This window comes from Psychrobacter sp. DAB_AL32B, from assembly GCF_002224105.1.
Lineage (GTDB): Bacteria > Pseudomonadota > Gammaproteobacteria > Pseudomonadales > Moraxellaceae > Psychrobacter.
In genome coordinates, this window is record NZ_NEXU01000072.1 from 23,929 (window position 1) to 48,949 (window position 25,021).

Annotated in this window: 24 protein-coding genes; 17 read left to right on the plus strand and 7 right to left on the minus strand. The window is 42.7% G+C overall.

The annotated features are described in order from the left end of the window. Positions 1-93: 93 nt before the first annotated feature. The 6 genes from atpG to CAN34_RS08525 all read left to right on the plus strand — a co-directional run bounded on the left by atpG (position 94) and on the right by CAN34_RS08525 (position 6,622). Positions 94-975 (plus strand): F0F1 ATP synthase subunit gamma, encoded by an 882-nt coding sequence (gene atpG, locus CAN34_RS08500; protein WP_079692818.1) that lies wholly within the window; start codon positions 94-96, stop codon positions 973-975. 50 nt (positions 976-1,025) lie between these two features. Next, a complete protein-coding gene (gene atpD, locus CAN34_RS08505) occupies positions 1,026-2,459 on the plus strand; it encodes a F0F1 ATP synthase subunit beta (protein WP_079692817.1) in 1,434 nt (477 codons plus the stop codon). A 115-nt stretch (positions 2,460-2,574) separates the two neighbouring features. Further along, entirely contained in the window at positions 2,575-2,991 is a 417-nt protein-coding gene (locus tag CAN34_RS08510) for a F0F1 ATP synthase subunit epsilon (RefSeq protein ID WP_089555277.1), read from the plus strand. Between the two features lie 638 nt (positions 2,992-3,629). Continuing rightward, positions 3,630-4,346 (plus strand): response regulator, encoded by a 717-nt coding sequence (locus tag CAN34_RS08515; protein WP_079692815.1) that lies wholly within the window; start codon positions 3,630-3,632, stop codon positions 4,344-4,346. Between the two features lie 329 nt (positions 4,347-4,675). Beyond that, on the plus strand, positions 4,676-6,361 hold the full coding sequence (locus tag CAN34_RS08520) for an ATP-binding protein (RefSeq protein ID WP_089555278.1): 1,686 nt from the start codon (positions 4,676-4,678) through the stop codon (positions 6,359-6,361). An 81-nt stretch (positions 6,362-6,442) separates the two neighbouring features. Beyond that, the gene (locus CAN34_RS08525) at positions 6,443-6,622 is read left to right on the plus strand and encodes a hypothetical protein (protein WP_089555279.1); all 180 of its coding nucleotides are present in this window, start codon (positions 6,443-6,445) and stop codon (positions 6,620-6,622) included. A gap of 70 nt (positions 6,623-6,692) precedes the next feature. Here CAN34_RS08525 and CAN34_RS08530 read toward each other — a convergent pair whose 3' ends face one another. Continuing rightward, the gene (locus tag CAN34_RS08530) at positions 6,693-8,162 is read right to left on the minus strand and encodes an ATP-binding protein (protein WP_089555280.1); all 1,470 of its coding nucleotides are present in this window, start codon (positions 8,160-8,162) and stop codon (positions 6,693-6,695) included. A 280-nt stretch (positions 8,163-8,442) separates the two neighbouring features. On the opposite strand from CAN34_RS08530, the gene rpsP reads away from it, so the two are divergent. The 4 genes from rpsP (at position 8,443) to rplS (ending at position 10,921) form a co-directional block, all read left to right on the plus strand. Then, positions 8,443-8,712: a 30S ribosomal protein S16 gene (gene rpsP, locus CAN34_RS08535; RefSeq protein ID WP_079692811.1), complete on the plus strand. Its 270-nt coding sequence runs from the start codon at positions 8,443-8,445 to the stop codon at positions 8,710-8,712. A gap of 191 nt (positions 8,713-8,903) precedes the next feature. After that, the gene (gene rimM, locus CAN34_RS08540) at positions 8,904-9,437 is read left to right on the plus strand and encodes a ribosome maturation factor RimM (protein WP_089555281.1); all 534 of its coding nucleotides are present in this window, start codon (positions 8,904-8,906) and stop codon (positions 9,435-9,437) included. Between the two features lie 137 nt (positions 9,438-9,574). Next, a complete protein-coding gene (gene trmD, locus CAN34_RS08545; protein ID WP_089555282.1) occupies positions 9,575-10,339 on the plus strand; it encodes a tRNA (guanosine(37)-N1)-methyltransferase TrmD in 765 nt (254 codons plus the stop codon). A 189-nt stretch (positions 10,340-10,528) separates the two neighbouring features. Beyond that, the gene (gene rplS / locus CAN34_RS08550; protein WP_079692808.1) at positions 10,529-10,921 is read left to right on the plus strand and encodes a 50S ribosomal protein L19; all 393 of its coding nucleotides are present in this window, start codon (positions 10,529-10,531) and stop codon (positions 10,919-10,921) included. A 281-nt stretch (positions 10,922-11,202) separates the two neighbouring features. On the opposite strand, the gene CAN34_RS08555 is transcribed toward rplS, so the two are convergent. Continuing rightward, the gene (locus CAN34_RS08555; protein ID WP_089555283.1) at positions 11,203-11,760 is read right to left on the minus strand and encodes a DUF4442 domain-containing protein; all 558 of its coding nucleotides are present in this window, start codon (positions 11,758-11,760) and stop codon (positions 11,203-11,205) included. Positions 11,761-12,253: 493 nt separating this feature from the next. On the opposite strand from CAN34_RS08555, the gene CAN34_RS08560 reads away from it, so the two are divergent. Both CAN34_RS08560 and uvrC read left to right on the plus strand, forming a co-directional pair. Further along, the gene (locus CAN34_RS08560) at positions 12,254-13,774 is read left to right on the plus strand and encodes a DUF3360 family protein (RefSeq protein WP_089555284.1); all 1,521 of its coding nucleotides are present in this window, start codon (positions 12,254-12,256) and stop codon (positions 13,772-13,774) included. 141 nt (positions 13,775-13,915) lie between these two features. Continuing rightward, the gene (gene uvrC / locus CAN34_RS08565; protein WP_089555285.1) at positions 13,916-15,760 is read left to right on the plus strand and encodes an excinuclease ABC subunit UvrC; all 1,845 of its coding nucleotides are present in this window, start codon (positions 13,916-13,918) and stop codon (positions 15,758-15,760) included. 90 nt (positions 15,761-15,850) lie between these two features. Here the strand turns inward: uvrC and CAN34_RS08570 are convergent, their stop codons facing one another. From CAN34_RS08570 to lgt, 3 genes are all read right to left on the minus strand, one after another. Then, positions 15,851-16,423 carry a dihydrofolate reductase gene (locus CAN34_RS08570; RefSeq protein ID WP_089555286.1) on the minus strand — a complete coding sequence of 191 codons (573 nt, stop codon included), beginning with the start codon at positions 16,421-16,423 and terminating at the stop codon, positions 15,851-15,853. Positions 16,424-16,487: 64 nt separating this feature from the next. Beyond that, a complete protein-coding gene (locus tag CAN34_RS08575) occupies positions 16,488-17,375 on the minus strand; it encodes a thymidylate synthase (protein WP_089555287.1) in 888 nt (295 codons plus the stop codon). Between the two features lie 73 nt (positions 17,376-17,448). Beyond that, on the minus strand, positions 17,449-18,333 hold the full coding sequence (gene lgt / locus CAN34_RS08580) for a prolipoprotein diacylglyceryl transferase (RefSeq protein WP_089555288.1): 885 nt from the start codon (positions 18,331-18,333) through the stop codon (positions 17,449-17,451). A gap of 269 nt (positions 18,334-18,602) precedes the next feature. On the opposite strand from lgt, the gene CAN34_RS08585 reads away from it, so the two are divergent. Together CAN34_RS08585 and CAN34_RS08590 are read left to right on the plus strand one after the other, a co-directional pair. After that, entirely contained in the window at positions 18,603-20,291 is a 1,689-nt protein-coding gene (locus CAN34_RS08585; protein WP_089555289.1) for a DUF4139 domain-containing protein, read from the plus strand. Positions 20,292-20,321: 30 nt separating this feature from the next. Next, entirely contained in the window at positions 20,322-21,134 is an 813-nt protein-coding gene (locus CAN34_RS08590) for an NRDE family protein (RefSeq protein WP_089555290.1), read from the plus strand. A 90-nt stretch (positions 21,135-21,224) separates the two neighbouring features. Here CAN34_RS08590 and CAN34_RS08595 read toward each other — a convergent pair whose 3' ends face one another. After that, positions 21,225-21,746: an RNA pyrophosphohydrolase gene (locus tag CAN34_RS08595; protein WP_089555291.1), complete on the minus strand. Its 522-nt coding sequence runs from the start codon at positions 21,744-21,746 to the stop codon at positions 21,225-21,227. A gap of 503 nt (positions 21,747-22,249) precedes the next feature. On the opposite strand from CAN34_RS08595, the gene CAN34_RS08600 reads away from it, so the two are divergent. After that, the gene (locus CAN34_RS08600) at positions 22,250-22,663 is read left to right on the plus strand and encodes an OsmC family protein (protein WP_089555292.1); all 414 of its coding nucleotides are present in this window, start codon (positions 22,250-22,252) and stop codon (positions 22,661-22,663) included. Between the two features lie 14 nt (positions 22,664-22,677). Continuing rightward, positions 22,678-23,103, plus strand: a complete 426-nt coding sequence (locus tag CAN34_RS08605; protein WP_089555293.1) for an MAPEG family protein — start codon at positions 22,678-22,680, stop codon at positions 23,101-23,103. Positions 23,104-23,153: 50 nt separating this feature from the next. Here the strand turns inward: CAN34_RS08605 and CAN34_RS08610 are convergent, their stop codons facing one another. Continuing rightward, positions 23,154-24,146 carry a tRNA-dihydrouridine synthase gene (locus tag CAN34_RS08610; protein ID WP_089555294.1) on the minus strand — a complete coding sequence of 331 codons (993 nt, stop codon included), beginning with the start codon at positions 24,144-24,146 and terminating at the stop codon, positions 23,154-23,156. A 251-nt stretch (positions 24,147-24,397) separates the two neighbouring features. On the opposite strand from CAN34_RS08610, the gene CAN34_RS08615 reads away from it, so the two are divergent. Next, positions 24,398-24,985, plus strand: a complete 588-nt coding sequence (locus CAN34_RS08615) for a hypothetical protein (RefSeq protein WP_089555295.1) — start codon at positions 24,398-24,400, stop codon at positions 24,983-24,985. Positions 24,986-25,021 lie beyond the last annotated feature (36 nt).

Sequence of the window (25,021 nt, forward strand, 5' to 3'; positions counted from 1 at the left end):
ATGCCATGCTACATTGTTAATAAGAATACTGTTTTATATTAAAATATTGTTGCATGCGCCAATGCTTTTTAACCCTCTTATATTGGAATCATTATGGCAAACTTAAAAGAAATACGTGCCAAAGTCACCAGTATTCAAAGCACCCAGAAAATTACTCGCGCTATGCAAATGGTAGCGGCTAGTAAAATGCGCCGTGCCCAAGAGCGCATGGAAGTGGGTCGCCCGTATGCTGATAGTATGCGCCGGGTTATTTCGCATTTGGTGCATGCCTCATCAGATTATAAACATCCGTATATGGTAAGCCGTCCAGTCGATAGAGTTGGCTATATTGTCATCACATCCGACCGTGGTCTAGCGGGTGGTTTAAATATTAATTTATTTAAAGCCTTATCTAAAAGTATCCAGCAATACCAAGACCAGTCTGTACAAGCTGAATTTGCCGTGATTGGCTCTAAAGGTGTCAGCTTCTTTAAAAGCTTTGGTGGCAAGGTCACTGCAGCAGTGACTGATTATGGTGATAAACCTACTTTTGAGCAGATAAACGCACCGGTTCAAGCGATGCTTGATGATTATACTAACGGTAAAATAGATCGCATTTATGTGGTTTATAATAAGTTCGTTAATGCGATGACGCAAAAGCCAACCATTAATCAGTTGGTACCTTTACCAGAAAGTGCGTTTGGTGAAGAAGAGAGCGGCATTCAAACAGAACTGAGCTGGGATTATATCTACGAGCCTGATATCAAAACATTGATTGATGAGTTGCTTGGACGTTACATTGAATCGATCGTCTATCAAGCGGTAATGGAAAACATTGCCTCTGAGCAGTCCTCACGTATGGTTGCGATGAAAGCGGCGACAGATAATGCTGGCGACCTAATTAACGATTTACAGTTGGTTTATAACAAGCTGCGTCAAGCGGCGATTACCCGAGAAATCTCGGAAATCGTTGGCGGTGCTGCTGCTGTTTCATAATTGAAACCCTTTATGAAACCCACTATATACAGAATTTTCAGGAGAACGCAATGAGTAGCGGTCGTATTGTACAGATTATTGGCGCGGTTCTTGACGTTGAGTTTAACCGTAACGAAGTACCTAAGATTTTTGATGCTTTGCTAGTTGATGGCACCGAAACCACTTTAGAAGTACAGCAACAGCTGGGTGATGGCATCGTACGTACGATTGCTATGGGTTCTACTGAAGGACTAAAGCGTAACCTACCGGTTACTAATACTGGTGGCCCGATTTCTGTTCCAGTCGGTATTGGTACGCTAGGTCGTATCATGGATGTTCTTGGTCGTCCTATCGATGAAGAAGGTCCAGTTGCGGCAGATGAGCGCTGGTCAATTCATCGCGAAGCGCCAAGCTATGCGGAACAATCAAACAGTACTGAGCTGCTAGAAACTGGTATCAAAGTAATCGATTTACTTTGCCCGTTTGCTAAAGGTGGTAAAGTTGGTCTGTTTGGTGGTGCTGGTGTTGGTAAAACCGTCAACATGATGGAATTGATCAACAACATCGCGCTTAAGCACGAAGGTCTATCAGTATTTGCGGGTGTCGGTGAGCGTACGCGTGAAGGGAATGACTTCTATCACGAAATGCAAGAAGCTGGCGTTGTTAATACCGAAGACTTTAGTAAATCTAAAGTAGCGATGGTATACGGTCAGATGAATGAGCCGCCGGGTAACCGTTTACGTGTTGCACTGTCTGGTTTGACCATGGCTGAATACTTCCGTGATACTAAAGATCCTGCCACTGGCAAAGGTCGTGACGTATTGCTATTCGTTGATAACATCTATCGTTATACACTAGCCGGTACTGAAGTATCAGCACTGTTAGGTCGTATGCCATCAGCCGTTGGTTATCAGCCAACACTAGCTGAAGAGATGGGTATGCTGCAAGAGCGTATTACTTCTACGCAATCAGGTTCAATTACTTCTGTACAAGCAGTATATGTACCTGCGGATGACTTGACGGATCCATCACCAGCTACAACATTTGCTCACTTGGATGCAACGGTTGTACTAAGCCGTGATATCGCCTCACAAGGTATTTATCCTGCGGTTGATCCACTAGATTCAACCTCACGTCAGCTAGATCCATTGGTTATCGGTGAAGAGCATTACAACGTTGCTCGTGGTGTTCAGGAAGTTCTACAGCGTTATAAAGAACTTAAAGACATCATCGCAATTTTGGGTATGGATGAGTTATCAGAAGAAGATAAGCTAGTCGTTTATCGTGCTCGTAAAATCCAGCGCTTCCTATCTCAGCCATTCCACGTAGCGGAAGTTTTCACTGGCGCACCTGGTAAATATGTGCCATTACGCGATACCATTGCGAGCTTTAAAGCAATCATCGCGGGTGAGTATGACAGCTTACCAGAGCAAGCCTTCTACATGGCTGGCGGCATCGATGAAGTTGTTGCTAAAGCTGAAAAAATGAAGTCTTCTGCAGCGTAAGTTGTATTCGTATTGTCTAACGAGTAGGTATAATATAAATCTTATATCTACTTCTTAGTAACGCATCGCAGTTTTTACTGTTTTTTGATCGCGCTTTGATGGTAAGGAATTAAGTATGGCAACGTTACAATGTCGCGTCGTAAGTGCTCGTGAAGAGTTGTATTCAGGCGAAATTAGCATGTTAATAGCTAGTGGTACCGAAGGCGAGATTGGTATATTGCCAGGTCACACCCCGCTTATTACTTTGCTTAAGCCTGGCGCAATGCGTGTGCAAACCCCAGATGGTTCAGAAGAAGTAATTTATGTATCAGGCGGCGTGTTAGAAGTACAGCCAAAAATGGTGACCGTATTGGCTGATACGGCTATGCGTGCGCACAATCTTGACGAAAGTAAAATCGTTGAAGCACGCAAAAAAGCCGAGCAAATGCTGGTCAACCAGTCTGATACCGTACAGACCAATGCTGCTTTAGCATCATTAGCAGAATCTGTCGCTCAGCTACAAACTATTCGTAAGTACAAAAACCGTGCTTAGTATTTTTTGTTAGTAAGGTTAACTATTTATTTTAGCTTTTTCTACGATAATAAAAAACAGTCCATGATGGGCTGTTTTTTTATGCCTGTCTTTTTATAACTACCTTTTTATATGTCTGTTTTTACCATCGTTTGGCTTTTTATGTTTAACTCCCACAGAGATACACTGTATTAATAGAATCCTCATCAACGAATTAAAAGTTTTTTATAAACTGCTGGAAAAGTCGCTAGCGACAATGGCAATATATGGTTATATTAGGGGTTGGAAAATAAAACTTTAAGTATCAAGTTACTTGCCCTGATTTTGATTAAGTGTGTCTGTATTATTTGGCTATCTAGCTTGGTAAGTAATCGTTTGAATATGATAAAAAATCATTATTGAATAAAAGCTATCTTATTCCTTTTGTTCGCTATAAAAGGGATGATTTTTGGACGCAAACTAAAGTTTTAGCGGATGTAGTTTATAGGTTTTGTTACCAACAATACGCTATAGTATAGGAAGCTGTAGGTTTAATAGTATACTGTGCTACCAAGTTTGTAACAGCTATACCAACATCAATTGCACTGCTTGATGGTGCTATTAATTTTACCGCTCTTACTTTGACTGCTTTTAAATGAGATGTATTAGAGGATATAACAATGACAACGAATGATGATGACAATACCCCACGAATTTTGATTGTTGAGGATGATGAGCGTCTGGCCATGTTGACCCAAGATTATTTGGTCAAAAATGGTTTAGAAGTTGCGATTGAAACGGATGGTAATCGCGCCATTCGTCGTATTGTCAATGAACAACCAGATTTGGTCGTGCTTGATGTTATGCTTCCTGGTAGCGATGGGTTGACTGTATGCCGTGAGGTACGCCCACATTACCAAAATCCTATTTTGATGCTGACCGCGCGCACAGAAGATATGGATCAAGTATTGGGTCTTGAGATGGGTGCGGATGACTACGTCGCTAAGCCTGCTCAGCCGCGTGTATTATTAGCACGTATTCGTGCATTATTACGTCGCTCAGAAAATGCACCCTCAGAAGATGTGCCACAGCGTTTAGAGTTTGGCGAGCTTATCATCGATAACGGTGGTCGTTCAGTCATGCTAGGCGAAGAATTGGTTGATTTTACCAGTGCTGAATATGACTTATTATGGTTATTGGCTTCTAATGCCGGTCGTATCTTGTCGCGTGAAGATATCTTTGAGCGCCTACGTGGTATCGAATACGACGGTCAAGATCGTTCTATTGACGTACGTATTTCGCGTATTCGTCCAAAAATCGGTGATGATCCAGAGAATCCAAAACGTATCAAAACCGTCCGTAGTAAAGGGTATTTGTTCGTTAAAGAAGGCAACTAATACACTCTTTTCGACGCAAACCCTTAGCATTAATCGTTATTTAATAAGAAACCAGCATGAAGCTGGTTTTTTATGGTTTAAATTTTAAGTTTTTAAACTTAATCGCTGTGTTATGTGGTTTAATTAAGCGATAATTTAATACGCCAGTTAAGTAAATGTCAGATAAATACAATAGCAAATATTTATCATATATCCGTTATGATATATAACACGCAGTATTCAAAAAGCAGCCATTAAAAACAGCCGCTATTTGTTTTTGATTTAACCGCAGTTGCTTACATTTATCATGGTATCAATAACTCTTATTCATTAGGTTGGTTACGGCACGTATGTCATTAGTCTCTTCTCTCAAACACAGTATTTTTGTTCGTATTTATGCAGGATTATTAATAGTCTGCTTGTGTGTGGCATTATTTGCCCAGCTATTGATGGATACTATCAATAAAGAACGCGTTCAATCTTACCGTGAAAACATGGCAACAGGGGCTTTTCATATAGTAAGCGAAGGTCTTACTCACCAAGAAAATGAGGCGCAACGTGATTATTGGCTAGCTGATGCAAGCAGTTTGTTTGGCACAGAATTCAGTATTTTGTCCATCGATGAGGTGGACTTCAATGCCAGTGAATTGCGTCGCTTTGAGAAGGGAAATACTGTCGTTCGCTATGTCAGTCAGCCGATGTACGCTGATGTTTATTACCGGTTACCAGACAATAAAAGTGTTTTAACCGCCCGCATATCACAAGTCACCGAACAGCATGTACGGGCAATTGCTGTATTTCTATTAGATGATTTGTCCTATTACAGTACCTTGTCTGATAAGCGTGCACGTTTAGCGCAGTTGGAAGAAAAATTTTCGTTTCCGTTAGCATTTAAAGCCGTAAATACACTCGATTTAGATCCTGATCAGATGGCACGCTTGCGCCGTGATGAGGTCGTCATTTTATTGCAAGATACTAATAGCAGTAAAAGCAATTCGTCTATTAAAGTTGTTGTGCCATCTGAAATAAATGATATGGCGGTTTTGATAGGACCAGTCCCTCTGTTTAATTTTTTCCCGCTTAATTTAATCGTCAGTATGATTCTGATCAGTATGTTTTTAATCAGTTTGGGCGTTTATGCGCTGATTTTCCCGCTCGAGCGCAAACTACAACTGATTCAAGTGGGTGTTAATGAAGTTAGTAAAGGCAATCTTGATAGTCAAGTACAGGTCATTGGGCAAGATGAAATTGCGCGTCTATCAGCGACCTTTAATGCGATGACTGCCCATATTAAGCGTTTGATTGAGTCGCAGCGCGAGTTGACCCGCGCGGTCTCCCATGAACTGCGTACGCCGGTTGCACGTATCCGCTTTGCTGTTGATATGCTGGCAGATACTGATGATGAAGACTCGCGGTTCAGTCAGCGTGACTTTATTGATGAAGATATTGAGGCGCTGAACGGTCTGATTGATGAGATATTAACGTATGCGAAACTTGAAGAAGGCTCACCAAAACTAGATTTGGAGCCGGTGAACCTTAGGGAATTACTTGAGCAGATTGAGCGTGAAACCAATGCTTTAGGTAAGCCTATCAAAATAGTGACTAAGCTGCCAAATGCTAAAGTGAGCGCAGTAGCCGATAGGCGCTACTTGCATCGCGTTATTCAAAATTTGGCAGGTAATGCCTTACGCTATGCGGAGAGCACTATTATTATTAGCGCTGGAGTTAAAAAGGGCAATGCCTTTGTCAGCGTAGAAGATGACGGTCACGGTATTTCAGAAGCAGATCGTGAAAAGGTGTTTATTCCATTTTCACGCTTGGATGATAGTCGTACGCGTGCCTCAGGTGGCTACGGGTTAGGCTTATCTATCGTCTCACGTATCGCTTTTTGGTTTAATGGCAGTATGAAAGTAGATGAGAGCCGCGATTTGGGCGGTGCGCGATTTGTCATGACCTGGCCGATTAAACCGCTGACCCAAGTTCTTGCTGCTGATGAGTTAACACAAGAAAAGAGCGAACGCGATTTTGATGCTTAATCATTTATAGTCAGTGCAAAATTAAAAATAATCGACTATAGCTTGTAGAATAATATAGTCGAAAATAGAGGAGGGCAAAGGATGCCATATTTATTTGGTGGTTTAGTCGTATTGAATGCCGCAACGCTAGGGTATTACTTGTTTCTGCAGCAACCAACCACGACTCAGACTTTAAAAGCGGCGCAGGAAGACATAATCCAGCCTTTAGCGTTTACCAACAGCGCTGAGTATATTCCGCCTATCATTGGCACTAGAGAATAGTATTTACCGCATAAAATAGCTGCAAAAATTTTATCGTTTGTATTTTTAGTCAGATTTTTCATTTTTAGCGTTATTTATTTACTGTTTTAGCAGCCATAGGGGTTTTATCTGTATTGGCATCCAATGGTTGTTCTCCAGCAACTTTAGAGATCAAAGGAATATGTACGCAGACCTGTAGGCCGCCATCCGGATGATTAATGACCTCAACTGTCCCATGGTGCAAGCGCGCGATACGATCGACAATCGCTAAGCCTAAACCGCTGCCTTGAGTAGTACGCGCTGACTCACCCCGCTCAAACGGCTGCATAATACGCTCTAATTGGTCTTCTGCAACGCCACCACCACAGTCGCGCACACATATTATCAATTGCTCTTTTGCTTCTTTGTTGACCGCATTTTCAGTCACCACATCGCTATCCTCTATTACCTCTGTCTCCATAAAGGTTGGTACAACCGTTGCTGATAGATAAATAGGCGGCTTGCCATAACGTTTGGCATTGTTTACCAGATTGACAATCAGGCGCTTAATGGACATAGGCCGTACGGGGACGACCTTGTGACATTCTGACTGATAAATAAACTGCATTGGTGCAAACTGCACCATAATCTCATTAAATATGGTATCTAAATTGGTGAGGCGTACCGGTTCATCAGAGCCATCTTTCATAAAGGAGATAAACTGCTCTAAAATAGCATCCATATCTTCAATATCATAAATCAAGCCTTCACGAAAAAACTCATCAGGCAGCATCTCAGCGGTTAAACGCATCCGAGTCAGCGGTGTACGCAAATCATGTGAGATACCGGCAAGCATAATCGTGCGCTCTTTTTGCGCTTGATTGAGCGTCGTAAACAAGTGGTTAAAGGCCATATTCACTTGGCGAATCTCAGTAGGACCATGACGGGTTGGCAAAGTGGTGGCATGACCGAGACGAATATAGTTGGTCGCTGCACGCTGTAAATAACGTAACGGGCGATTTAATTGACGTGCCAATAGAATGATGGTCAATAGCGTTAAAATCGGTAGGCCAATTAAAAACAATATTAATAAGGTCGGACTGTACTGAGAATAATAAACCACCGGTTCGCGAATCCAAAAACTACTATCACGACTGTCTTGTACCCAAAGCTGCGGGGTCGGTTTAAACTTAAAATACACCTCCACCGGTCGGCCCAACTGCGCCCCGATTTCGCGTTTTAGCACATCGGTAAAGACACCGACAAAAGCTTTATCCGCAATCTGTGGAAAGTCGTTTGGATTGTCTACGACCACTACATGAGAGTGCTGGTAAATCCATTGACGTACTTCAGGATTGTCCTTCCAATCTTGATTGACGCTATTCATTAACCGTAGCTCACTGGTCAAATAGCGTGCATGGCTTTTAAGCTCTGGTAAATACAGACTACGCCAAAAAAATAAAATCGATACCCCGACACTGATGATAACAATAAAAGCGACCATCAAGGTGGTCAGCCAACTGTTGGAGTAAGAGCGTGGCAGCCAGCTTTTATGAGGCAATTGAGTATTTGGGGTCGTCATATGAGTCCAAGATATTGGTATGCAATGGTAGATACTAGGATAGCATAATCAAATAGCGGCGCTGGTAGCTTTCATATTACAAAATGCTTGCTCACATAGGCGGAAAAATACGAGCCTATTATTCTAATAATGAGTACAGATTATGGATTTTGTTTTACAGCAACGATGATTTAAGCTATTGTTAATAAATAATTAAATAAGCACAGTTTATGTTTTCAATAAAATAAGACTGTGATATAATTATGCCCTTTTTGGTATACCTGCGAAAGAGAGAATTCACATGGTTGTTATTCGTTTAGCACGGGGCGGTGCCAAGAAACGCCCATTTTATCAAGTAGTTGTTGCTGATCAACGCCGCGCGCGTGACGGTCGCTATATTGAAAACATCGGCTTTTTTAACCCACTCGCTAAAGATTCTGAAGAAGCAGTACGCCTAAACATGGAAGCGTACAATGCGTGGATCGAAAAAGGTGCACAACCTTCAGATCGCGTTGCTTCATTAGCAAAAGCTTATAACAAAGCTGCGGCTACTACTGAAGCGACTGCTTAATTTTTAAGCAGGCGTTTTAGTGGTAAAAAGTGATAACGTGATAATAGCGTTATCTCGTAGTTTTAGAACACACAGCGTAGCTGGTCTGACCAGTATGCGCGATTAACTGTTTATCGCTGTTTTAATTGACTACCGTGGTTGAACGGGCGCGATTTATTTACTGCTGTTTATATATTGTTAGGTTAGCCGTTATGTCATCTGTTCCAGACGCTAGTACCCTTATGAAAATCGGTCAACTCAAAAAGCCTTATGGCATTAAAGGTTGGCTTTGGGTGTTTAGCGACACCGATGAACACGCGGAAATATTTGACATTAGGCCGTGGTGGATGAAAACAGCTACCGGCATGAAGCCGTTAACTGTTAAAGCGTGGCGTGAGCAAGGCACAGGACTTGTTGCTCAGTTTGAGCAAGTCCCTGACCGTAATATTGCTGAAACCATGAATGGTGTTACCATTTGGGTTGCTCAAGACGTATTGCCAGAACCTAATGAAGACGAATATTATTGGTCGGATTTAGTTGGTATGCGGGTTATGAATGAGCAAGACCAGTATCTTGGTGATATTACTGAAATGTTTGAGACCGGTGCCCATGACATCATGCGTGTAACGGCAACCTCAGACAGTTTAGATGCTGAAGAGCGCCTGATACCTTGGCATAAGCAAACTGTGATACAGGTCGATATGGCCAGTAAAACGGTAACGGTAGCTTGGGAAAGCGACTATTAGTTTAGTGCCTGTTAATTCAGTGCTTATTAATTCAGTGCTTATTAATTTAGTGCTTATTAATGTCATGTTAATAGCATAACGTTAATATCGTAATCATCATGTCAGTCGTTATTTAAACGCTTGTATGTAGGATTCAGATGTATTTTGCCGTGATTAGTATTTTTCCTGAGATGTTTGCAACGATTCGTGATTTTGGTATCACAGCGCGTGCAGTGACTCAGGAAAAGGTCACGATTGAATGCATTAACCCGCGCGATTATACCACTGACAACTATCGCCGTATTGATGAACGTCCGTATGGTGGTGGTCCTGGTATGGTAATGATGGCTGAGCCATTGTCACAAGCTATTGAAGATGCTCGTCTGCGCGCCAGCCAACATGGTTGCCGTATGGACGCAGCGCACTGTCCGGTGATTTACATGTCACCACAAGGGCAGACGCTGAGCGAGAGTAGTGTGGTCGATATGACTGAGTATGACGGCATGATTATATTATGTGGTCGTTACGAAGGCATTGACGAGCGCTTATTGTCGCGGTATGTGGATATGGAAGTGTCGCTGGGTGACTATGTACTGACCGGTGGTGAGCTACCAGCGATGGTGCTAATGGATAGTGTGATACGTCGTCTGCCTGATATTATGGGTGATGATAAGTCAGCTGAGCAAGACTCGTTCGTCGATGGCTTGCTTGATTGCCCACATTATACTAAGCCGCATGAGTTTGCGGGTATGACAGTGCCTGAAGTGTTACTTTCAGGCCATCATGCCAATATCGCGAAGTGGCGCTTTAGCCAGCAAGTTGAGCGTACGCAAATGCGGCGTCCAGACTTATGGCAAGCGTTTACCCCAACGGTAGAGCAAGCGAAGTGGTTAAAAGCATTGGCAAAAGCAGATAAAAAGTAGCGTTGATAGCTGCTATAAAGATAAACAGTTAAGTAATAAAGTTTTGAGCAACAATAAAACGAGTCATAGCATAATGGCCGTTTGTCATAACCCACTTACGTTGTGTCTCATTAAAACAGATGCGATTAATTATTACAAACAGGTGATATGCGTTAAGCCTCTATTATCTAATGTGAGGAGATAACTCTCATGAGCAACAAGCATCCATTGGTTCAGGTCATCGAAAATGCTCAATTGATTGAGCGCCCAAGCTTTGCACCCGGCGATACCGTTGTGGTTCAAGTAAAAGTACGTGAAGGTGAGCGTGAGCGTTTACAGGCTTTTGAAGGCGTTGTAATTGCTAAGCGTAACCGCGGTTTAAACTCAGCGTTTACCGTACGTAAAATCTCAAGCGGTGTTGGTGTTGAGCGTGCATTCCAATTGCATTCACCAATTATCGAGAGCATCGAAGTGAAACGCCGTGGCGCTGTTCGCCGTGCGAAACTATACTACTTACGTGAGCGCTCTGGTAAATCAGCACGTATCCGCGAGAAGCTTGCTCCGCGTGCACCTAAAGTTGTTAAGCCAAAAGCTGACGCTTAGATTATATCCAGTATCTGCTTTTAAGCATTGTGCTTAATATTACTTTATTGCTGAGCCGTCTATTATGCGATTCAGTAATAAAGAAGAATCAGATACAAGCCCTTATTCATAGGTTTATCATATAAATAAGCGGGTAGTACCAAAAAAGACAAAGCCCCAATCTGTGCGCATGCCAGATTGGGGTTTTTGTTTCTGCAGTTTTAAATTAGGATTTTAAATTTAGATTTTAGAGGGCTTAAGATTTGAGCTCGCAGTTTTAGCTTAAACTATCCATATTAAACCTAGCCATCAAGATTTTCGATACGGCTGTTTTGATCTTTAGATTTACTGTATTTACGCAGGCGTATGTATAACTTTTTAGTGACGGTAGCAATGGTTTTTTGCTGATCGTCGACGATATCTACTTGGTATTCGCGAAAGACGGGTTCGCCGTCCTTTGCCAATTCTTGAATAATTGTGATTTCATTGCTAGGAATTTTCATGCGGGCAGTGACTTTGCTATTACCGGGGGCAAGGAACTCGATATGTGAGCTTTTATCCCAAACGACGTAGCTGCTACCTAACTGATGCATCAGCATCAGCATATAAAAAGGATCAATCATTGAGTATAAACTGCCACCGAACTGTGTACCTACGATATTTTTATTCAGACTATTAAGTCCCATGCTCACTACACATAAGCCCTGATCAAGGTTGATATGCTCAATTTTGATACCGGCACCGATATAGGGAGCATAAGTGTTGATACGCAGCTTAAGCAGATAAGGCGTGAGCAATGGCATAATGTTTTTTTTAGCATTACGTTTTAGAGTCTCAAGTTTGCTGGGTAGTAAACTCATAAATTTATCCTATGGCCTTTTCTTGATTTTTTAGACGGCTACTAATCAATCGTGATTGATAAAAAGGTATTCATCATAATTAAAAATAACTAAAGTCGCTAGACCTAAAGCGTAACTGAAGCAGAACTTTAATCGTTACTTTCTATTATTATTAATCACTTATCGTAATGGTATTTATAATTGTTGGCGCATTAGCCAAAAAAGAAAATGTGTGTTTTAGCTTAAGCTAGTCTCATATTAGTCCGTCGATATAGCGTAATTTTATGTCCTTTTATTATATAAGCATCTGATTAGTTTCAGATAGTCATAAATGGAAACTTTAAGTTATCAATAATAACGATGCATATAGTATCTTTTAATCGTTATAAATTCGCATTTCAAAGGCTCATAGCATACAATAGCCGCAATTTTGTCTTTGGTGGCTTAACGTTTATAGCAAGTTTAGTAAATGAACGGGCAGTCACTCAAACATCGGTCGACATAAGGAAATGTGATGAGTGATACACAGCTTCCCGCTTCAGGGTCCAATCCGCAGCATCCAATCCCCTCTGATAGTGATTTGCAAGGTAGCTATGTAGATTTACATAAGCCCAATTCAAGTTTTAAAAATCGTAACGCCTATCTGAACCATGAATTACAAATTATGCAGCCCAAGCGCTGGCGTCCTAATTTGCCGTTCCGTGATTATCGTTTTGAATATGAAGATACGATTCCGGCAATGGCGGCAACCATTGGCAAAGTCGTGATGGTCGGTGCCATTGCCGCCACCTTTGCAGGACCGCTTGGTTTGGGTGATGCATTTGTTCTAGAAAACGTCCGTTATGAGCTGTTAATCGTGGCGTTCTTCGTTATTTTATTCTCAGGTTTTTTGCTACCTACAGCGAACCTTGCGGGTACCCATGGTCCACTAATCCCACTAATCCCTATTGTCGTAGCCGCTGGTGGTCATCCAATGGCTTTTGGTCTGCTTATCGGTGCTTTTGGCTTATTGCTTGCCATTAGTAAAGGGGGAAGTCTGCTGGCAAACTTGACCAGTAAAGGCGTGTGCGGTGGTTTACTACTATATTTGGGCTTTATTGGTACCATCTCCCAAGTTAAAAATCTGTTCACTTGGGCAGAAGGCATCGGTATGGCACATATTGCCTTTGTGGTGATTCTACTCACAATCATACTGTATGCGGTGCTAGAGAATTTTCAAAAACGCTGGCTTGCCGTGCCGCTTAGTTGCTTACTAGGGGGCGGGGTTGCTTTTGCTATGGGTGCGCCTTTTGCTTTTAAAACAGCACCAGGTCTACCGAATATGAGCCCGATGTATTGGTGGGGAGAAAACACCGGTTGGATGCTAGGATTACCAACCGTTGAGAGCTTTATCGTCGTACTGCCATTTGCGGTGTTGGCGGTTGCCATGTGGTCACCAGACTTTTTGGGTCATCAGGTCTTCCAAAAAATCAGCTATCCTAAACGTACCGAACGTGTGCTGATGGATATTGATGATACGATGACTAGTGCATCGTTTCGTCAGGTTGTAGGCTCTTTGCTTGGCGGTGCAAACTTTGCCTCCTCATGGGGTACTTATATTGTACCAGCAGCGATTGCGAAGCGTCCGATTCCAGCCGGTGCGATTTTAACCGGTATTTTCTGTATCATCGCTGGTGTTTGGGGTTATCCCATGGACTTGGCAATTTGGGAGCCAGTTATGTGTGTGGCGCTCATTGTCGGGGTCTTTATTCCGCTGCTTGAAGCAGGGATGGAGATGACACGTGAAGGTAAAACCACCCAGTCCGCTGCCATTGTCGTTTTTGCCTCAGCGTTGGTAAATCCAGCCTTTGGTTGGTCGATTACCTTGGTGCTTGATAATTTAGGTTTGATTGGCTCTAAAGAGCGTAGTGCTAATCTAACCAAGATGAGCCGCTGGATTATTCCTGTAATTACTTTTGTGATATTAACGGGTGTGATGGCTATCGTTGGTATGTTGCCGGGTATTCCAGCATTAATGCCAAATTTCCGTCATTAAAAAAGTTATACTTACCTAAAAAAGTCAGCCATAGTGCTGGCTTTTTTTATGGTTATTGCTAAGCTGATAACTGTTCTTGCAAAACGCTCACTATCGCCCCATAAATAGCTGTATATCAGTATCTTGAGAGCAATAAATTCTATGGTCAATGTCTCCACATCGAGCCTCGTCGACGATAAAAAAGCCCGTCTTAAGCATTTAATCCAGCGCCTGCCAAATTTGCCAGGAGTCTATAAAATGCTGGGTAAAAATGGCGATATTCTGTATGTCGGTAAAGCTAAATCGCTTAAAAGTCGTGTGAACAGTTACTTTGCTAAGACAATTGATCATCCGAAGACACGCGCGTTAGTCGCACGGATTCATAATATTGAAACCATTATTACTCGTAGCGAAACCGAAGCCCTACTGCTCGAGCAAAACCTGATTAAAGAGCATCGTCCGCCTTATAACGTGCTACTGCGCGATGATAAATCCTATCTTTACGTGTTTATTTCAGCAGATAAGCCCTATCCAAGATTGGCTTATGGGCGCGGCAAGGGCAATCATCAAAAAGGGCGCTTTTTTGGACCTTTCCCTTCCGCACATGCCGCAAAAGAGACGTTAGTCTTGATGCAAAAAATGTTTCAAATGCGCCAATGTACCAATACGTTTTTTAAGCAGCGTAAGCGCCCTTGTCTTGAATATCAAATTAAACGCTGCCGTGCGCCCTGTGTGGGCTTGGTATCAGCTGATGAATATGCAGAAGACGTCAGCAATACCATTCGTTTTTTAAAGGGTGATTCTAGTGATATTCATAGCGCGCTGATTGAAAAAATGGAAGCTTCTGCGGAAGAATTAGATTTTGAAAAAGCAGTATTTTATCGCGATCAGCTGTCTATGCTGCGTGAAGTACAAGCTAAGCAAGCTGTTTATACCGTACAGGGTGAGGCGGATGTGATTGCTATTGCCAGTCAAGCAGGCATGACTTGCGTCAATGTCTTAACTGTCCGTGGCGGGCGCGTACTTGGTGGTAAGAACTACTTCCCCGATGTTGATAGCAGCGAGCCGCTTGCTGATAATTTATCAGCATTTATCACCTCGTTTTATTTTCAGGTGACAGATGACTTACCAGCAGAAATCATGTTGAGTCATGAGTTACCGGATCAGGTTGCGATCAGTGAAGCACTGGCGAGCCATTTTGGTAGTAAAGTCGTTATCAAAACCAGCGTCCGTGAGCACCGTGCCGAATGGTTAGATTTGGCTAGACTTAATACCAATAACGCCTTAAAAACCAAGCTTGGCGATTATTTAGAGCTGCATGCGCGTTTTGGTGCACTCAAAGACGTCTTGGCTGACGTCACTGATCGAACCATTGATCGTATTGAGTGCTTTGATATTTCGCACACGATGGGCGAGGCGACCATAGGTAGCTGTGTGGTTTTTGACCAAGGTGGCTCGCGTCGCCGTGATTATCGTCAATATGCGATTCATGACATTGTCGGTGGTGATGATTATGCCGCGATGAAGCAAGTGCTGACCCGTCGTTATAAAAAGCAGCCGCTGCCTGACTTGCTGCTTATCGATGGCGGTAAAGGTCAGCTTGGAATAGCCAAAGAAGTACTGACAGAGCTGGGTATTCTTGGTGATACCTTGCTGATTAGTGTAGCAAAAGGCGAAGGGCGTAAGGCTGGGCTTGAAGTATTGCACTTTATTGATCATGAGCCGCTTGATTTACCCATGGATAGCAAAGCGCTGCATTTATTGATGCATATTCGTGATGAGGCGCATCGTTTTGCGATTACTGCGCATCGTAAAAAGCGTGATAAGCGCCGTTCATCGTCAGTGTTGGAAGTAATTCCGGGACTGGGTGAAAAGCGCCGTCGTGACTTGCTCAATCATTTTGGCGGCTTGCAGCAATTGCTCGGTGCATCGCAGCAAGAGTTGGCAGGCGTGCAGGGTATTGGTCCGATTTTGGCTAAAACGGTTTATAAAGTATTGCATGAGTAGCTTGGTTAATATTAGCTAAATAAAATTGGGGCTGTTCTAGAATTATCTAGGACAGCCTTAATTTTATAGATTTTAAATAAAGAGTCGCTATTATTCAGTGGCTTTTCTTTTATAGGTCACAAATTTAAAATCTAACTCACTTTTATCATCGTACATCCGCTCAGACGCTTCTGCTACTCCAAATTCGCTTGGCAGTTCGGGGTAAAATGCTTCGCCATCAGTAATTTCAGTATCGACATGAGTCAGCTCAATACGGTCGGTATACATCAACGCATCGCTAAAAACGCGCTCGCCGCCAATTACCCAAATCGTATCAATATGCGCACCATGAGCGAGACTTGCTGCTTGCGTCAGCGCATCATCTAAATTATGTACCACATAAGCGTTATCTTTGCCGACAAGGCCTTTTTGCTCAGCATAATCTAGCTGGGTACTAATAATAAAACTAACACGTTTTGGCAACGGCTTGCTACCCATCGACTCAAACGTCTTGCGACCCATAATGACGATACCTTGTATCGCGCCATCATTTTGTTTGGTCGTCATCTTTTTAAAATGCTGCAAGTCGGCTGAGATATGCCACGGTAGCTCATTGTCTTTACCAATACAGCGATTGCTACTGATAGCTGCGATTTGGGCAACTTCGGTGTTGGCATAACTCATAACGTATCCTTTTTATTAGCTTCTAAAATGCAGGTTTTATTTAAAACAGTCAATAAGACCAACGCTATACAGCAACCTTCGCTTTGATAGCAGGATGCGACTCGTAATCAGCAACGTTGATATCTTCATATTTGAAAGCAAAAATATCTTTAACATCAGGGTTGAGCGTCAATGTTGGCAGCGTATACAGCGAGCGCGTCAACTGTAACTCGACTTGCTCACGGTGGTTTTGATAGATATGACAATCGCCACCCGTCCAGATAAATTCGCCAACTTCTAGGCCGCAAACTTGCGCCACCATATGGGTCAAGAGCGCATAACTAGCGATATTAAACGGCACACCTAAGAACAAATCGGCAGAGCGCTGATAGAGCTGGCAAGAGAGTTTATTATCCGCAACAAAGAACTGAAACATCGTATGACAAGGGGGCAAGGCAACTTGTTCTGCTTCACCGGGATTCCAGCCAGAGACGATCAAACGGCGCGAATTGGGGTTGGTCTTTATTTGCTCGATGACTTGGGTAATTTGATCGACGCCATCATTATTGTAGCGACCATCTTCGTCTTTAGTAGCACCATAATTGCGCCATTGATGACCATAAATAGGACCTAAATCACCCGCAGGACGATTGAAGCGTGCGGTTTGCTCGCTGGTCGCCCATTCGTTCCAAATACGCACGCCGTTTTCTTGCAAGTAATCGACGTGGGTACTGCCCCTTAAAAACCATAGAAGCTCATAGGTGATGGACTTAAGATGCACTTTTTTGGTGGTTAATAAGGGGAAACCGTCGGTTAAATTAAAACGTAGCTGCGCCCCAAAGTGGCTAAGCGTACCGGTTCCAGTACGATCACCTTTTTCGGTGCCATGAGTCATGACGTGTTTTAGCAAGTCTAAATAGGCTTGCTCGTTTTTACTCTGCTCGGTTTTAATAATAACGTTGTTCATGGTCATAAAGTTACTCTTCTACGCTGTTCAAACGCATCGTTGATATCGTTCTTAAGGTAATGCTGAAGGAAGATAAAGCTTAATAAGCTGACTGCTTACCCCAATCATAGATGCCGCGTTTATAAGCATAAATCAGCATGATTAAGCCAGCGATGATCATCGGTGCGCTTAATAGTTGTCCTTTGGTCATCCAGCCTAATAAAACAAATCCTTGGTCAACGTCAGGCTGACGGAAGAATTCGATGATAAAGCGGCTGATACCGTAGCCTAGTAAGAACACAGCAGAGGCGGCCATACGTGGACGCGGCTTCGATGAATACCACCATAAGAAGATAAATAGTAGCAGACCTTCGGCAAAGGCTTCGTATAGCTGCGAGGGGTGACGCGGCAGCACATATTGACCATTAACCTCAATCATCAATTCTTGCAATTGTGGATTGCTCTGTAATTGCTCCATATCAAAGGCAGCCGCTTGCGGGAAATAGGTCAGCCAGTTATAGCCACCGTCTGATACGCGCCCCCATAGCTCACCGTTAATATAGTTGCCGATGCGACCAAATAGTAAACCGGTTGGCACACAAGGAACGATAAAATCGAATACTTGGAAAGTGGTTTTTTTATATTTGCGCGCAAAGAACCACATACCTAGCATGACGCCAATAAAGCCGCCGTGGAAAGACATGCCGCCTTCCCAAACCTTTAATAGGTAGGCTGGGTTTTGTAGCAGCTCGCCGAATTGATAAAACAACACATAGCCAATACGACCGCCTAAAATAACGCCAAGCGCACCATAAAAGACCAAATCAGACACCATATCGGTGGTCCAATTATCGCGTTTAGTGCTGCGATACCAAGCCAGACCATAAGCTGCGGCAAATGCCAGCAAATACATTAGGCCATACCAGTGCACTTCTACTGGACCCAAGGACAGTGCTACAGGATCGTACTGAGGATGAATTATCATAAAGGCATCATAATTATTAATAATAGAATGCTGGTCATAATAGCAAAATTCGACCCTTACGAACACTACCGTCTGTTCAAAATAAAAGACGGTTAGCTATCACAGCAGCACGGTATTTTTTCTAACGCTAATCGACACTATGGTTGTTGAAGCGAATTATTGCAGCGGACTATTGCAGCGAATTATGGAACCAGATAAGTGAATGGATAGCAAAGCACTAAAAAAACCGATAAGATGAAAAAAAGCGCATCAATTTCTAAGGAATCATTATGCACACTAATTTATCACCGCGATCACTTTTGCACGATAAACAATTAAAAACAAAGTTTGATGCATTAACCTTAAATAGTAACTTTAAATTGAAAATACTGCCATTATCAGTGCTATACACCGTGGCATCAGGCTTAACGGTTTTTGTTCCTGTAACCGTGCAAGCGGCAAACAGTAGTATCGAACAAATTACAATTTATCAAGGTTTAGCCAGTGTGACTCGCGCCTTGCTAATCAGCGGCACAGGTGAGCAGACGCTGGTTTTTTCTTGTTTATCGCCTGCTATTGAACCAGATAGTATCAGCGTACAAGCACTGGGTAATGTCAATATTGGTGAGGTTAGTATTGAGACGCTAAGCGGTGAACAAGCAGCGCAATGTCAATATCAAGGTGATGCTAACGTACAGACTCAGCAGAATAATCTAGCCGATATCAGCGCCGAATTAGAAGCAGCGCGTTTGACCAAAGCCTATTTGCAGAATCTGACTAAAGTGACGCAGATAACTACAGCTGGCACGCTTGCCAATAATGCACGCGATTTAGAGACGCAAGCGGCAAGTATTAATAAAAAAATTGTAGAGCTGCAAAAGCAAGAAGCTCGCGCTAAAGACGCCCTAAATCAATTGGTCGCGGGCAGTACCACCTCGGCACAGAATAGCGTGACCCAAGTGAGTGTGCGTATCGCTAATCGTTCTGCAAGCAGCGTTAAACTGCATTATCAAGTACGCGGTGCAAGTTGGGAGCCAACCTATCAAGCACGCTTAAATACCGATAGTAAGCAGCTTAATATCACCGCCTCTGCGATCATAGCCCAACAAACAGGCGAGAATTGGAACAACGTACCCGTTATTTTAAGTACCGTTAATCCCAATCAAACGACAACCAGTCAACTGCCAAGAGTCGAGCGTTTGTCGTTATATGAAGAGCGGCAAGATAAGTTGGCTCGCTATGCACAACCCATGATGGAAAGTGAATCTGCACCAGTCGTCGTTTCTGCTAGAGCTAGCTATGGCGGCGCGTCTGGAGCAGATATGCCGCCGCTACCCAGCTTTACGGTTAGCAGTCAAAATAAAAATGGCATCACCGAATATCGGCTACCGCAGCGCGTGAGTATTCCCAGTGATGGCAGGCGGGTACGTACGGTTATTGATGAGCAATCGGGTACCAGTAAGCTATGGTTACGTAGTACACCCAGTGCCGAAGCTGCCGCTTATTGGTATGCATCTGCGCCGTTCTTGACACCAGCTTGGGCTAACGGTTCGTTGCAACTGTACCGCGACGATAACTATGTTGGACAGTCGCAGTATGATTATCAGAGCTTAAAAGAGCAGGGCATTGGTTTTGGTGTTGATCCTAGTTTGCTAGTCAAACAGCTCACTGATGAAAACAAACAAGGTGATAAAGGCGTGTTTAATCGTCAGCAAACCAAAACAACTACCCAAGCTTATCAGTTTACCAATCAGCATAATCGCAGCGTGCGCTTGCAAGTCTTAAGTGCGGAACCGGTGAGTAGCGATGACAGTATTAAGGTAACCGCGACGCATACACCAGCCATTAGCCAAAAAGACTGGAAAGATAATAAGGGCATGGTTGCTTGGGAGTTTGATTTGCCGAGTAAGCAATCTAAAGTACTGCAATCGACCTATCAAATTAGCTACCCTGCGGATAAAAAATTAAACACCAATTAAATGCTGAAAATATCAATATAAAGGAATGTTATGTGTATTGTCGCCATTGCTTGGCAGTTATTTGATGAGCTACCTTTGGTTTTATTGTCCAATCGTGATGAGTTTTTACAGCGTCCGACAGAGCTGCTGCATCAATGGATAGATCAGCCTATTTATGCGGGACGCGATAAGCAAAGTGGCGGTACGTGGCTGGGCATTCACCAACAGCAGCAGACGAATTTTCATCAACAAAATGGACGCTGGGCGGCGGTATTGAACTTTCGTGATGGTGTACAGGCAAGTAATAATGAGCGCTCGCGTGGTGAATTAGTGACTGATTTTTTAACCAGTACTTTAAGCCCGATGGACTTTGCACGGCAAATAAGCCTACAAGATTATGCAGGATTTAACCTTATTATTGGTAATAGCAAGCAAGCGGTTGTCGTTAATAACCGCGGTCATGCACCGACACCGTTACATGCAGGCTTGCACGTCTTCTCTAATGGTCAGCCAGAAGAAGGTTGGTTTAAAACTGAGCGGCTACGCGGTCGGCTACGCCAAGAGGTATTACCATTAATTAGCGAGAACAGCGCATATGAGTATTGGCAAGAGGCTGCTTTTTCTGTCATGTCGGACAATACCACCGCGCCAGTAGATAATCTCCCCGATACTGGTATCGATATAAAAATAGAACAAGCACTGTCGTCTATTTATATTGAAGGTGCAAATTTGACAGGTATTACTCCTACAGCATTGCCAAGCTATGGCACACGGACACAAAGTATTCTAACCTTACTTCGTCAAGAAAGCGCGTCAGATAAAAAAATCCAAGCGGAAATTATTAGTCGTGAATGCAAACATTGAGCAGAATTAACATAAAAAAATCCCCATAGTGATGATGAACAATCAATATGGGGGTTTTTTATTCTAAAATTGTCGAAGCAATCAGTGACCTTATTTCACCAACAAATGGTTGTTTTGTTCTGGAATAATAAGTTCTTGTTTGAGCGGTAGTTCGGGCACCAATTCTTGCAAGGCGCGGCGATATACCCCACGTTTAAAGTGAATCACTTGTCCGAGTGGATACCAGTAGCTGACCCATTGCCAGTTGTCAAATTCTGGTTTCCCTTCATCAAAGCGGATATGTTGGGTGTTCGGCTCATCTAAGCGTAGCAAAAACCATTTTTGTTTTTGCCCAATACACAAAGGATACTGCCCATGGCGCACATAGCGCTTTGGCAAGCGGTAGCGCAACCAATCTTGCGTGACCGCCAGTAGATCCACATGACGTGGATGTAGACCGACCTCTTCCCAGAGCTCGCGATACATCGCATCCATCGGCGTCTCCCCGCGGTCGATGCCACCTTGAGGGAACTGCCAAGCGTTGTGACCAATGCGTTTTGCCCACAGAACTTGCCCTTGTGTATTTGCCAAGATGATGCCGACATTGGCGCGAAAGCCGTCTGCATCTATCATGACTTAACCTTTTAAATTGTTTAAAACAGCTTATCTTGACATGACACACTGACCGCAATCATAATTATTATAGGGTGATCGTTGTCGATATCAGGTCAAAATAAGATTCATTACCGTTATTAAACCAAGAAACAAGCCAAATGTGTAACAGTATTTTGCTATAAAATGTTTCACGAGTTTAGTCATTTAAAATTAAGTAATTATATAGGGGGATATAAACAGACTTTTGTGAACTTATTCAACAAACTATTTTGATGGATTTGTACTTCTGTTTGTTGGTTTTTACTTCGTTTATGCTGGCTGATACACCATATATGCTAACTTAATGGTACAAGACCATGCTTCATAAAATCTCGTTTTAGCTTATGTTACACTAGTCATATTCTGCTTATCTCAATCAATAATAAAATACTAAGTTAATGAAATTGGCTAATGAAATAAGCTAATAAAAAACATTCTATTCGCGGTTAACTATCTACCAATTAAAACAAGGGTTCGCCAAAATGTCAGAGTCAAAAGCAAGTGTTACGTGGCAAGAAAACAAAGCCTTTATGGGTATATCACCATCAGGTCATAACGTCCAAATCGATGCCGATAAAGAAAAAGGCGCAAGCCCGATGGAGCTGATTTTATTAGGGCTTGGCGGCTGTGCCAGTTATGATGTGGTATCGATTTTACAAAAATCTCGTCAAGAAGTAACAGATGTACGTTGTGAGCTGACAGCCCAGCGTGCCGAGACTGTACCAGCAGTTTATACCGATATTCACATGCACTTTATTGTGAAGGGACAGGATATCAAAGATAGCCAAGTAGAAAGGGCCATAAAATTGTCTGCAGAAAAATACTGCTCAGCCAGCCGAATGTTGGTACAGGGCGGGGTGAATGTGACCCACGATTTTGAAATTATCGCAGGATAAAGGCGAATATACTCATGAATTCATTCTTTGGATTGGTCTCTGATACTGCAGCGTCCGCCATTTGGGCGATGATAGTGGCAAGTCTGTTGCCATTAGCAATGGCATTAACTGCAAAAGCGCTCGGCGGCTTTAACTTGACTGACAATGCCCATCCGCGAGAGTTTTTACAAGGTACAACGGGCATGGCAGCGCGCGCTAATGCTGCTCAGCAAAATAGCTATGAGACGTTGCCAGTATTTTTGGCGGCGGTGTTGGTAGCGATGCTATTTTTTGTACCACAGATGATTGTCAATACATTGGCATGGCTATACGTGCTGATTCGTATTGGTTTTTGCGTGGCATATATTACCAATTTGGCAATGTTTCGTTCCATTCTTTGGGTATTATCGATTATCTGTTGCCTCATGCTCTTTTATTTAGCCATTCGGGTTAGTTTTTAACTGAACGTATTTAATTGATGGCATCATTTTATAATAAAAGCAGCCGATTATTACTTTGCGCTAGTTTGTAGTGCTTGAATAATCGCTGCTTTATTTTTTTCTCGTTTAATACTGTCCCACAATATTTGAGCTTCGCTATAGCCTTTGGTCAGCATGCCAAGCCACTGCTTATAACGACCGACTAATATCACTTCGCTTTTCGCTGCGCCTTCTAAAAACTTAATCTGATGAGCAATCAGATCTTGCCATAATAATGTTGTCGTATTTTCTGGATTTTGGCGATTGTCATTATCAACTTGTGCAATCAAGTCGGGACGGGTGACGGCGCCGCGACCTAACATTAAATGCGCTGTCCCTGCTTGCGCCATACAGTTTTGCGCGTGCTCCGCGTTCCATATTTCACCATTGGCAATTATCGGAATACTAAGCGCATTAAAATTTTGGATCTTATCCCAATAGGCTGGTGGCTTATAGCCTTGCGTTTTCGTCCGCGCATGAATAGTCAGCCAGTCAGCGCCACTATCAGCAATCGCCCCGCGAATATCATCCATGCGACTGCTATCGGTATAACCCAAGCGAATCTTTGCTGATACGGGGACATGGGCAGGCACGGCTTGACGCACAGCACTGATAATATCGTACATGACATTAGGCTCATCAAGCAATACTGAGCCACCGCGATGACTGTTGACGGTTTTAGCCGGACAACCAAAATTGATATCGATGGCAGGCGCACCAAGCTCACAGGCGTAAGCAGCATTTTCTGCCATAAGCTGTGCTTCGCTTCCTAGTAGCTGGATATGAATCGGTGTACCAGATGCTGTTTTGGCGTCATGATGCAGCTCAGGAACATATTTATAAAACACATGCGCAGGCAAAACATGCTGGGTGACACGAATAAACTCGCTGACCGACCAATCATAAGGACGACCCAAATCTGTGGCAATTTGAGTCAGTATCTGCCGCATAAGAGGATCGGTCAAACCTTCCATTGGGGCGAGGAGGCGGACGGGATTGTTAAATAGGGTGTTTGAAGTTTTCATTTATCTCATGTTCTGTGTTCAATCGTTAACAAAGCATCCTATGCTAGCATGATAATTCTATGTCTTTATGGGTTATAGGTATGGAATAATCAATAAGACTGCGCGTTTAAGTCATCTATAAAATTAAATTTTGTGTCATTGATTATAAATAAGAATATTATCTTTACTTCAGAATTTCATATGAGTTTATTGAGTCTAATGACTGCTTTTTAAGATAGTTGTTGCTCAGCTACCGATAGGGAAAAGATACTATGATAATCATATGGCTGCCGCTCCTGCTTGGTATTTCACTTTATTTGATTGCCCACTTTTATAATAAGAGGCAAGGTAGGCAGATTTTCTGGAAAGGTAATGTTAAAAAAAATATTTTAGCCTTGTTTTTTATTACTTTCGCTTTTGGTGGTGGTGTTTATTACATTTTAGACCCTAATGAAATGGGTCGTTCAGTCACAACGACATCTTATAGCTATCTATATACTGGTGGCAGGATAATAGGGTTCGGTTTGATAACCATTGCATATACGCTTTTTCATTTCTTGTTTCTTAATTCAGCGAACCTGAGAACTATAAAAGTACAAAAAAAAGTAAAACTAGAATCTGATTTACTATGGATAGGATATAAAACCATATTTGTGTTAGCTTCTATTACCGCTATAGCGTCTGGCACTTATGGTTTTTTGACTCATAATTGTTTAGGACTTTTTGAGAATAGATATATTAGCGATACTTTTATGTGGTGGGCTGAGCTTGGCTGGTGTATTTTTGGTGTTATTGGATTGTTTTGTTATTTTAGATATATTCGCTATTGGGATGGAGAAGAAGGTAATAGTGACCATTAGTTCTAATTCTAATAAACATAGAATATTAAAAACTAA

Coding starts and splice junctions, on each gene's coding strand:
- atpG (WP_079692818.1), top strand. CDS start 94: ATGGCAAACTTAAAAGAAATACGTGCCAAAGTCACCAGTATTCAAAGC.
- atpD (WP_079692817.1), top strand. CDS start 1,026: ATGAGTAGCGGTCGTATTGTACAGATTATTGGCGCGGTTCTTGACGTT.
- CAN34_RS08510 (WP_089555277.1), top strand. CDS start 2,575: ATGGCAACGTTACAATGTCGCGTCGTAAGTGCTCGTGAAGAGTTGTAT.
- CAN34_RS08515 (WP_079692815.1), top strand. CDS start 3,630: ATGACAACGAATGATGATGACAATACCCCACGAATTTTGATTGTTGAG.
- CAN34_RS08520 (WP_089555278.1), top strand. CDS start 4,676: ATGTCATTAGTCTCTTCTCTCAAACACAGTATTTTTGTTCGTATTTAT.
- CAN34_RS08525 (WP_089555279.1), top strand. CDS start 6,443: ATGCCATATTTATTTGGTGGTTTAGTCGTATTGAATGCCGCAACGCTA.
- CAN34_RS08530 (WP_089555280.1), bottom strand. CDS start 8,162: ATGACGACCCCAAATACTCAATTGCCTCATAAAAGCTGGCTGCCACGC.
- rpsP (WP_079692811.1), top strand. CDS start 8,443: ATGGTTGTTATTCGTTTAGCACGGGGCGGTGCCAAGAAACGCCCATTT.
- rimM (WP_089555281.1), top strand. CDS start 8,904: ATGTCATCTGTTCCAGACGCTAGTACCCTTATGAAAATCGGTCAACTC.
- trmD (WP_089555282.1), top strand. CDS start 9,575: ATGTATTTTGCCGTGATTAGTATTTTTCCTGAGATGTTTGCAACGATT.
- rplS (WP_079692808.1), top strand. CDS start 10,529: ATGAGCAACAAGCATCCATTGGTTCAGGTCATCGAAAATGCTCAATTG.
- CAN34_RS08555 (WP_089555283.1), bottom strand. CDS start 11,760: ATGAGTTTACTACCCAGCAAACTTGAGACTCTAAAACGTAATGCTAAA.
- CAN34_RS08560 (WP_089555284.1), top strand. CDS start 12,254: ATGAGTGATACACAGCTTCCCGCTTCAGGGTCCAATCCGCAGCATCCA.
- uvrC (WP_089555285.1), top strand. CDS start 13,916: ATGGTCAATGTCTCCACATCGAGCCTCGTCGACGATAAAAAAGCCCGT.
- CAN34_RS08570 (WP_089555286.1), bottom strand. CDS start 16,423: ATGAGTTATGCCAACACCGAAGTTGCCCAAATCGCAGCTATCAGTAGC.
- CAN34_RS08575 (WP_089555287.1), bottom strand. CDS start 17,375: ATGACCATGAACAACGTTATTATTAAAACCGAGCAGAGTAAAAACGAG.
- lgt (WP_089555288.1), bottom strand. CDS start 18,333: ATGATAATTCATCCTCAGTACGATCCTGTAGCACTGTCCTTGGGTCCA.
- CAN34_RS08585 (WP_089555289.1), top strand. CDS start 18,603: ATGCACACTAATTTATCACCGCGATCACTTTTGCACGATAAACAATTA.
- CAN34_RS08590 (WP_089555290.1), top strand. CDS start 20,322: ATGTGTATTGTCGCCATTGCTTGGCAGTTATTTGATGAGCTACCTTTG.
- CAN34_RS08595 (WP_089555291.1), bottom strand. CDS start 21,746: ATGATAGATGCAGACGGCTTTCGCGCCAATGTCGGCATCATCTTGGCA.
- CAN34_RS08600 (WP_089555292.1), top strand. CDS start 22,250: ATGTCAGAGTCAAAAGCAAGTGTTACGTGGCAAGAAAACAAAGCCTTT.
- CAN34_RS08605 (WP_089555293.1), top strand. CDS start 22,678: ATGAATTCATTCTTTGGATTGGTCTCTGATACTGCAGCGTCCGCCATT.
- CAN34_RS08610 (WP_089555294.1), bottom strand. CDS start 24,146: ATGAAAACTTCAAACACCCTATTTAACAATCCCGTCCGCCTCCTCGCC.
- CAN34_RS08615 (WP_089555295.1), top strand. CDS start 24,398: ATGATAATCATATGGCTGCCGCTCCTGCTTGGTATTTCACTTTATTTG.